General features: G+C 72.9%; 4 protein-coding genes and 1 pseudogene. 3 read left to right on the top strand and 2 right to left on the bottom strand.

All coding sequences use genetic code 11. The annotated features are described in order from the left end of the window. A pseudogene (locus SM793_RS35860) lies at window positions 1-137 on the bottom strand (electron transfer flavoprotein subunit beta); the annotation flags it as partial. Window positions 138-545: 408 nt separating this feature from the next. On the opposite strand from SM793_RS35860, the gene SM793_RS35855 reads away from it, so the two are divergent. Further along, window positions 546-1,910: a hypothetical protein gene (locus SM793_RS35855; RefSeq protein ID WP_320443325.1), complete on the top strand. Its 1,365-nt coding sequence runs from the start codon at window positions 546-548 to the stop codon at window positions 1,908-1,910. Continuing rightward, complete coding sequence (locus tag SM793_RS35850; RefSeq protein ID WP_320443324.1) at window positions 1,907-2,467, top strand: hypothetical protein; 561 nt, start codon at window positions 1,907-1,909, stop codon at window positions 2,465-2,467. The genes SM793_RS35855 and SM793_RS35850 overlap by 4 nt, the downstream gene beginning before the upstream one ends. Before the next feature lie 181 nt (window positions 2,468-2,648). Here the strand turns inward: SM793_RS35850 and SM793_RS35845 are convergent, their stop codons facing one another. Next, complete coding sequence (locus tag SM793_RS35845; RefSeq protein ID WP_320443323.1) at window positions 2,649-4,820, bottom strand: tetratricopeptide repeat protein; 2,172 nt, start codon at window positions 4,818-4,820, stop codon at window positions 2,649-2,651. A gap of 340 nt (window positions 4,821-5,160) precedes the next feature. Here SM793_RS35845 and SM793_RS35840 point away from each other — a divergent pair, with 340 nt between their 5' ends. Next, window positions 5,161-8,211: an AfsR/SARP family transcriptional regulator gene (locus SM793_RS35840; RefSeq protein ID WP_320443322.1), complete on the top strand. Its 3,051-nt coding sequence runs from the start codon at window positions 5,161-5,163 to the stop codon at window positions 8,209-8,211. The last annotated feature ends 339 nt before the right edge of the window (window positions 8,212-8,550 follow it).

Here is an 8,550-nt window from a genome sequence, read left to right as displayed (position 1 = left end):
TGCTCCACCCCGTACTCGTCCAGCTCCGACAGAAGGCCGTCCACACCCTCCCGGTCGGTGGTGTGGTCGTCCGCGAAACGACGGTCACCCGTCGCATCCGGCACATACTTCACACAGACAACGATCCTCAAGCTCATGAGCGGTTCTCCTGGTACGGGTGCACTGGTCGGATGCACTGGTCCACGGCCTCGCAGCCCACCGAGGGTACTGAGTGCCAGGCCGGGCCCGGCCGTGCCCCGCGAGCGGTATCGCACCACCCGGACCGGCCTGCCCTGTCGACTCTCTTCAACGGCGTCAGAGGCTCTCCGAAGAGGATACGGCACTCAGTACCCCTGGTAAAGGAACTCAGTACCCTTCCGTCCTTCCGGGGGGGCGCGGCGGGACCCAGAGCACAGGGGCGAAGGAGCAAGGGGGCAAGGCCGCCGCAAGGTTTGCGCAAGCACTGGCCAGGGACCGTCATGGAATCCGCCAGAACACCCGGGCACACCCCCGTCGGGGCCGCCGGGACCCGGGGCCCCGGTCCGGGATCAAGGAGGGGGAACGACATGACCTTGGTGCACGGGGAAGTCGACCACGGGGAGATCGCGCACGGCGAGGCCGGTCGCGGTGAGGTCGACCACGGGAAGTTCGGGAGCGGGCAGGTCGGGAGCGGGCAGGTCGGGAGCGGTCGCCGTTGGGCCACGCTGACCGACTGCAAGGAGGTGCTGGTGGTCGTGCACTCGACGGTCTACGGCCAGCGGCTGCACGACATCTATCCGCTGCTCGCCGCCGACCTGCGGGTGCACGTCCAGTTCACGGTGGCACCGCACGCGTTCAACGCGGGAGCGGCCGCCCACATCCGCAGGCTCGGCGGCACGGTGCTGCCCTGGGAGGAGGCCGTCCGGCGGGAGTTCGACCTGGTGCTCGCGGCCGGGTCGCAGGGCCTGGAGCAGTTGCACGGGCCGCTGGTCCGGCTGCCGCACGGCGCGGGGCACATCAAGCTGTCGCCGGCCGGGACGGGCGCCGAAACCGGGACCGGGGCGGGCGCCGAAACCGGCACCGGCTCCGCGCGGACCGTGTCCGGCCTGGGGCCCGAGTACATCGTCCGGAACGGCCGGGTGGTGCCCTCCGCCTTCGCCCTCGCGCACGAGGAGGAGCGTGCCGAAGTGGGCCGCGGCTGCCCCGAGGCGCTTCCGATCACCGAAGTGGTGGGGGACGGCTGCTACGACCGGATCGCCGCCGCCCTCCCCGCCCGCGAACGCTACCGGGCCGCGCTCGGGCTGCGGCCGGGCGAACGCCTGGTGCTGGTCTGCTCCACCTGGGGCAGCGGCTCGCTGTTCACCCGGCTCGACGCCGTCCTGCCACGACTGGCCGGCGAACTGCCCAGGCGCGGTTACCGCACCGCGCTGCTGGTCCACCCCAATGTGGCCGCCGCCCACAGCCCGTGGGCCGTCCGCTCCTGGGCGACGGCCACCGCCCGCGGGGCGGTGACCGTGATCGGACCCGAGGAGGACTGGCGCCCGCTGCTGGTCGCCGCCGATTTCGTCATCGGGGACCACGGCTCCGTCACCCTCTACGGCACCATGACCGGCGCGCCGATCCTGCTCGCCGAATACCCGCACCGTGACGTCAACCCGCGCTCGCCCGGAGCCCTGCTCGCCCGGACCGCGCCCGCACTCAGTCCGGCCCATCCCCTGACCTCCCAACTCGACTACGCCGCCCGGCAGTACCGGCGGTCCGAGTACGCGGCGATCGCCGCCCGGATCAGCTCCGAACCGGGCCGGTTCGACCGCCGGATGCGGCGGCTGCTCTACCGCGTCCTCGGCCTCGGCGAACCCGCCCACGTGCCGGAGCCCCCCGTCCTGCCATTGCCGGCACCGCTCTGGCCGAAGAGCCACGCCACCGGGCGGGCCGGGCAGGACCGGCGGTGACTCCGCCGCGCACCGCGCCGCACACCGCGTTCCGCACCGTGCTGCTCACCCCGGTCGACGGCCCACCGCCGTCGACCGGGGTGCCCGGAAGCACCGGCTTCGAAGCCCGGATCCACTCCCCGGCCGGGGTCCGGTCCTGGCTGCTCACCACCGTCCGCCCCGTCGAGCCGACTGCGCTCCGCTCCTTCGTCGACGAGCACCTGGCGCTCGACCTCACCGCACCGGACGCCGCCCGCTGGCGTCGCCACGCCGATGTGCTCCACCTCGGCCGTACCGGCCCGGGGGGAGCCCGGGACCGGCTCTCCGCCGTCCTCCGGGCCTTCCCCGGCTGCGCGGTCACCACGGCCGTCGACCCGGACGGCACCCTGTTCGTCCTCGCCCGGACCGGCGGACGGCTGGTACTCCGTACCTCCCCGCCCACCCCGGGGCTCGCCCTCGGCTCGCTCGCCCACGCGTGGCTCGCCACCGGCGGGTCGCTCACCGAGCTCGTCGCGCTGGCCGAACTCGTCGCGCCGGCCGCCCCGGCCCCGCGCCCGGGAGCCCGGCGCCCCGCCTGAGGGACCGCGGCCGCTCGGCCGCTCGCGTGCCGGAGTAAATGCCGGTGCGGGGGTCGGCCGGGCGGCACCGGCGGGAACCCGCGGCCCGCACCGGGCGGAATCCGGTGCTGGGCTGCGGTGCCGGGCTGCGGTGCCGAACTGCGCTGCCGCGGCGGTGTGCGCGGCGGTGTGTGCGGCCGGCTCAGCCGGTGCCGGGAGGCGGGCCGGGCGGGGCCGCCAGGGCGGCGAGGGCGGACTCGAGACGGGCCACGTCGGGAGCGGCCAGGTCCCGGTAGCGGTCCAGGGACTCGCCGTAGCGGGCGGCCGCCTCGACGAGGTCTCCGCGGGCGCGCGCCAGGTCGCCGACGAGTTCGAGGACGCGGGCCTCCCAATGACGGGCTCGGCCCGCGCGGAACTCGGCGAGTGCCTCCGCGTAGCAGCGGTGGGCCTCGTCGTGGGCGCCGAGCGCGACGTGCGCCTGGCCGAGGAAGGCGAGCGCCCGCGCGGCCTCGTAGGGCGCGGGGACGGCGGCCAGGACCCGGTGGGCAGCCATGACGACGGGCAGGGCCTCGGCCGGGCGGCCGGCCACGAGCAGCACGTCACCGAGCGCCAACCGGGCGAGTGCCGTGCCCCGGGCGTAGCCCTGGGACTCCCTCAGGACGGCCGCCTCGCGAAGGCAGTCGGCCGCCTCGGTGAGCCGGCCCGCCGTCCGGTGGGTCTGGCTCAAGCCGTAGAGCGCGTCCGCCTCGACGAGCGGTTCGGCGACCTCGCGGGCCAGGTGCAGTGCCTCGGTGAACCATTCCGCAGCCTCCTCCCCCGCACCCGCGTTGCGCAGACCGGTGCCGCCGGAGGTGAGCATCCGCAGCTCGCCCGCCCGGTCGCCGGCCGCCCGGGCGGCCTCCCGCCCGATCCGGTGCGCCTCGATCCACAGCCGGGCCGGGCGCAACCGCAGGAAGAGCGGCCACATGGCGTCGACCAGCTGCCAGGCGGTGGCCGCCCTGCCGGTGGCGGCGGCCCAGCGGACGGTGTCGGCGAGCCGCCCGGTCTCGGCGTCGAGCCAGCCGACGGCGGCCGTCTCGTCGGCGAACTCCCTTGCGCGGGGCCCAGGTTCGACCGTGTAGTCGCGACGCAGAGTGCGGTGGCTCGGACTCAGCAGCGCCTCGGCAGCGGTGGTGCGGGCGAGGTACCAGTCGAGCACCCGGTCGACGGCGGCCCCGCCCTCGGCCAGCTCGCGCACCTCCTCGGCACGCGCCCGGGCATGCAGCTTGACCAGGTCGTGGAAGCGGAAGCCGCCCTCCAGCTCCTCCAGCAGGTGGACATCGATCAGCCCGTCCAGCAGCCGGTCGGCCTCGTCCGGGGCCAGACCGGCGACCGCGCAGACGACGTCCAGCGTGAACACGGGGAACGGCAGCAGGCCCAGCAGCCCGTACAGCCGGACGGTGTCCGCCCCCAGGACTTCGAAGGACGCGTCCAGCGCGTGCCGCACGGCTTCTCCTTCGACGTCGAGCGCGGCAAGCCCCTGGGACTCCTGCCCGAGGGCCGCGGCGGTGGCGGAGAGCGGCTGCACCGGGCGGGCGGCGATCCGGGCCGCCGCCAGGCAGACGGCGAGCGGGAGCCGGCCGCAGCGCTCCACCACCTGGGCGGCGGCGGTCCGCTCGCGGGCCACCCGGTCGGCACCGACCCGCTGGGCCAGCAGTTGCACGGACGCGTCGTCCGAGAGCAGTCCGACCGGCCGGAACACGGCACCGTCTATGCCCAGCCCGGTGAGCCGGCGGCGACTGGTCACCACGACGACGGCGTGCTCCGAGCCGGGCAGCAGCGGCCGGACCTGGGCGGCGGTGGAGGCGTTGTCGAGCAGGACGGCGATCCGGCGTTCGGCGGCGAGGGAGCGCCAGAGCGCCGTGCCCTCGGCGAGGCTGCCGGGCACCGGGCCGATGCCGAAGGCGCGCAGGAACCCGCCCAGTGCCTCGGCGGGGTCGGCGGGCCCGCCCGGGGCGTGGCCGCGCAGGTCGGCGTAGAGCTGGCCGTCCGGGAAGCGGCCGGCCAGCCGGCGCAGCCACTGGGCGGCGAGCGCGGTCTTGCCCACCCCGGCGGGGCCCGTGACGACCACCGTGACGTCGACGGCACCCGGCGGGTCGCCCAACTCGCGGTCGAGTGCGGCGAGATCGGCCTCCCGTCCGACCAGACGCCGTGGGGTCGGGGGCAGTTGACGCGGCACCGGGAGGCGCGAGGCGGCGGATGGTTCGGCGGGACCGCCGTAGACCGTCAGATGGTGGATCTCCCCCGCCTGGACGACGGAGCCGTCGACCCTCCCGCCGGACAGGGAGTTCCGCGTGTCGGGATGCGGTTCGCGTGCTCCGTCCGCCGCACTCATCGGCGACTCCCGACGCGCGGCCGACCTCGGACTCCCGTTACTCCGAACATCTCCGGCTCCACTGGCTCCCCCTACCCGTAGAACGATGGACTGAAGTGACGGGAACGAACCGATGTGGCCCGTGTTGCCGATTAATCGGCAACTCCCGCATATCACATGAGGCTCCGTCAGGCACCGAATTGTCAATAACGCCTGACCCTTACAGCGGTAGGCGGTATGGCCCAGCCCCTGCACACGTGGGATGCTCCGCTCCGACACGGCAAGCTGGTAGCCAACCGGCGGGGGGCGTCGAATGGAGTTCCATCTTCTGGGTTCGGTTGAACTTTCGGTGAACGGCGAGTTGTCGGCGATTCGCACGGACAAGGGGCGCCGACTGCTGGCCGCCCTGGCCGTGGACGTCGGGCGGCCGCTCAGCCACGAGCTGCTGGCAGGCCGGCTGTGGGACGAGGAGCCCCCGCCCAGCGCGGTCGCCAGCCTCTACAGCCATGTCTCCCGCATTCGGCGCCAGTTGCGAATGGCCGGTGCCGTCGAGAGCCCCGGTTCACCGCACGACTTCCCCACCATCGAGAGCCGATCGCACACGTATGCGCTCCGCGCCGACTCCCATTCGATCGACTGGCATCGTTTTGTCGACTTGTCCAAGAATGCCCGCCGACTCGCCGACACCGGCGACGACATCCAGGCCAGGACCGTCCTGGGCCGGGCCGAGGAAATCTGGCGCGGTGAACCGCTCGCCGGTCTGCCCGGCAGCTGGGCCCAGTCCACCCGCGCCACCATGGCCGACCAGCGCCTCGCCACCACGCTGCTGCGGATCGAGATCGACCTCCGGCTGGGCCGCTTCGGGGAAGTCGTCCCCGAACTCACCGCACTGCGCGAGGAACGCCCCACCGACGAACGGGTCGCCGCACACCTCCTGGTCGCGCTGCACGGCGCCGGCCGGCAGGCGGAGGCGCTCGCCGTCTACCCCGCCGTGGTCCGCCGCCTGCACGCGGACCTCGGCACCGGCCCCGGCGCGGCCCTCACCCGCCTGCACGAGCGGATGCTCACCGGCGCCCCGCTGACCGGGCCCGCCGCCCGGACTCCCCCCGGCCCGCGCCCGGCGCCCGTCCCACGTGGTGGCGCCGTACCGTCCCCGCCGCCGGGGCGGCACATGATCGGCCGCCGGGACGACCTGCGCCGACTGCTCGGCGGCACCGAGGACACGGTCGAGCAGGGCGGAGTGGTGACGGTCTCGGCGATCCTGGGCATGGCGGGCGTCGGCAAGACCACCCTGGCGCTGCACGCCGCCCATCTGATGCGGCACCGGTTCCCCGAGGGGTACGCCCACCTCAACCTGGGCGCCCACGTCGTCAATCAGCGCCCGCTCACACCCCCGGCAGTGGCCACCGCACTGCTGCGGCGACTCGGCGTACCGGCCGCGACCATTCCGCTCGACAGCGAAGAACTGTTCGCCCAGTGCGCCGACCTGCTCGCCACTCGGCGCGCGGTGGTCGTCCTCGACGACGCGGCGACCGCGGCCCAGATCAGGCCCTTGCTCCCGACCGCTCCCGCCTCGCTGGTGTTCGTCACCAGTCGACGCCGGCTCGCCGAACTGCCCGGCTCCAGGCCGGTGTTCCTGGACATCCTGCCGGTGGACGACGCGGTCGCCCTGTTCACCTCGGTGGTGGGGCGGGAGCGCGCCGACGACCGCGGTCGGATCGTCGAGATCGTCGACCGCTGCGGACTGCTGCCGCTGGCGATCGAGATCGCCGCCAGCCGGTTCAAGGCCCGGCCGTCGTGGACCCTCGCACACCTCGCCCAGCGACTGTCCCGCAAGACCGGCCGGCTCGCCGAGATCCGGCACGACACGGAGAGCGTCGCCCGCGCTTTCGAGATGTCGTACCGGTCCCTGCCCGTCGAGCAGCAGGAGGCGTTCCGCCTGCTCGGCGTCCACCCGGGGCCCGACATCGGCCTCCACGCCGCGGCCGCCCTGCTCGGCCGCCCGGTCGACGAGACGGACCACCTGCTGGAGGCACTGCTGCACTGCCACCTGGTCCAGGAGCACACTCCGGAGCGCTATCAGCTCCACGACCTCCTCAAGGAGTACGCGCACGTACTGATTCGCGACGAGGGTGGCGAGGAAGAAGCGGGGATCGCGCTTCGGCGGCTGCTCGGGTTCACACTCCGAGCAGCCGATCAGGCGGATCGGCTGCTGTATCCACGCCGATCGCGACTCGCGCTCCCGACGTTCCATCAGTTACCAGGGATGGAAACGTTGTTGTACGAACTTGACTTGGATTCGAACGATGCCGCACGCGAATGGCTTGACACCGAACAGGCCGGTCTGATCGCACTGGCCACTCACGCCCGCGCCGCCGGTCACCCCGAGGCTACCGCGTGGCTCGCGCACGTCCTGGCCGGCCATCTGGACGCCCAGGCCTACTGGAGTGAGGCCCACCAGCTGCATCAGGCCGCTGCCACGTACTGGCGTTCGGCGTCGAACGACCGGCGCGAGGCCCGCGCTCTGATCAACCTCGGCGCCACCCTCGCCAATGCCTCCCGCTACCCGGCCGCCCAGGAGGCGCTCCAGCGGGGGCTGACCCTGGCCCGCGCCGAGCGCGACGACGACGCCACGGCGGAGGCGTTGAGCCTCCTGGGCGGACTGCTCTGGCACCAGGGCACGCTGGTCGAGGCATTGGCGCTGCAGGAGGAGGCCCTGCAGATCCGAAGAGACAACGGCGATCTGTGGAACACCGCACGCTGCCTTGCCAACATCGGCATCGTGCAGCGCACCCTCGGAAATTCCACCCTGGCTCTGTCCGCCTACAAGAATGCGCTCCCGCTCGCCCGCCAGTTCCGGGACAGAACCTTCGAGATGCGCATCCTGAACAATATCGGGGACCTGCACCTGGGAATTGGCGAGCTCGCCGCAGCGCGAGCGGAGTTCGAACAGGTCCTCGCTGGCGCAAAGAATTCCATGTCCAGCTTCGACCTCGCGGTGGTGAAGGCCAATCTGGCAGCGACCCTGACCATCCCCGACGAACTGGAGCGCGCGGTCGGCCTCTACCGACAGGCTTTGACCGTTTTCCGTTCGGTCGGCGGCATCAAACACGAGGCCGACGCACTCAACGGGCTGGGCCACGTGCTCCGCACCGCCGGCCGGGCCGCCGAGGCCCGCGATCAGCACTCCACCGCCCTTGAACTGGCCCGATCCGTCGGCACCACCCGCGAGGAGGCCGCCGCGCTCCGCGGCCTCGGCCTGGCCGAGGCCGCGCTCGGCGACACCGCCGCGGCAACCGGCCACCTGTCCGCTTCGATCGCCCTGGCAGCACAGGTCGGAGCAGCCGATCAGGTCGATCTGGCCACGGAGGCCATGGCCGGGATACAAAAGCACATGCAATCGGACGGATGAATTCCGCATGTGATGACGCCATTCGCCTGCTACTGGCCGAAAAGTTTCGGCCAGTAGCCTCTGATTGACCTGAATCGGCCCTTGGACAGGCCGACGTCGAACAGGCGATGGCACCTCGCACGAGAGTTTTCCGATTCGGAAGGAAATCTGCTACAAAGAGCCTGCAATATCAGACACAACCCCCGAGGAACCGCGCGAATGAACAGCATGACCGCCCTGATAGCCGGAACCGCACACCTTCTGGCCGCAGGGCTCATGTGGTTGATGCCCATCTGGTGCTGACTGCGCCCGAGCGTGGGGGGGGGGGGGGGGCCCAGGGGGGGGGGCCCCCCCCACCCC

Source organism: Kitasatospora purpeofusca, from assembly GCF_034043715.1.
Lineage (GTDB): Bacteria > Actinomycetota > Actinomycetes > Streptomycetales > Streptomycetaceae > Kitasatospora > Kitasatospora purpeofusca_A.
The sequence above is the reverse complement of the archived record's forward strand: the minus strand, read 5'-3'. Positions and strand labels throughout refer to the sequence as shown.

Excerpts from the sequence above, each read along its gene's own strand:
- SM793_RS35855 (WP_320443325.1), top strand. The coding sequence starts at position 546 with ATGACCTTGGTGCACGGGGAAGTCGACCACGGGGAGATCGCGCACGGC.
- SM793_RS35845 (WP_320443323.1), bottom strand. The coding sequence starts at position 4,820 with ATGAGTGCGGCGGACGGAGCACGCGAACCGCATCCCGACACGCGGAAC.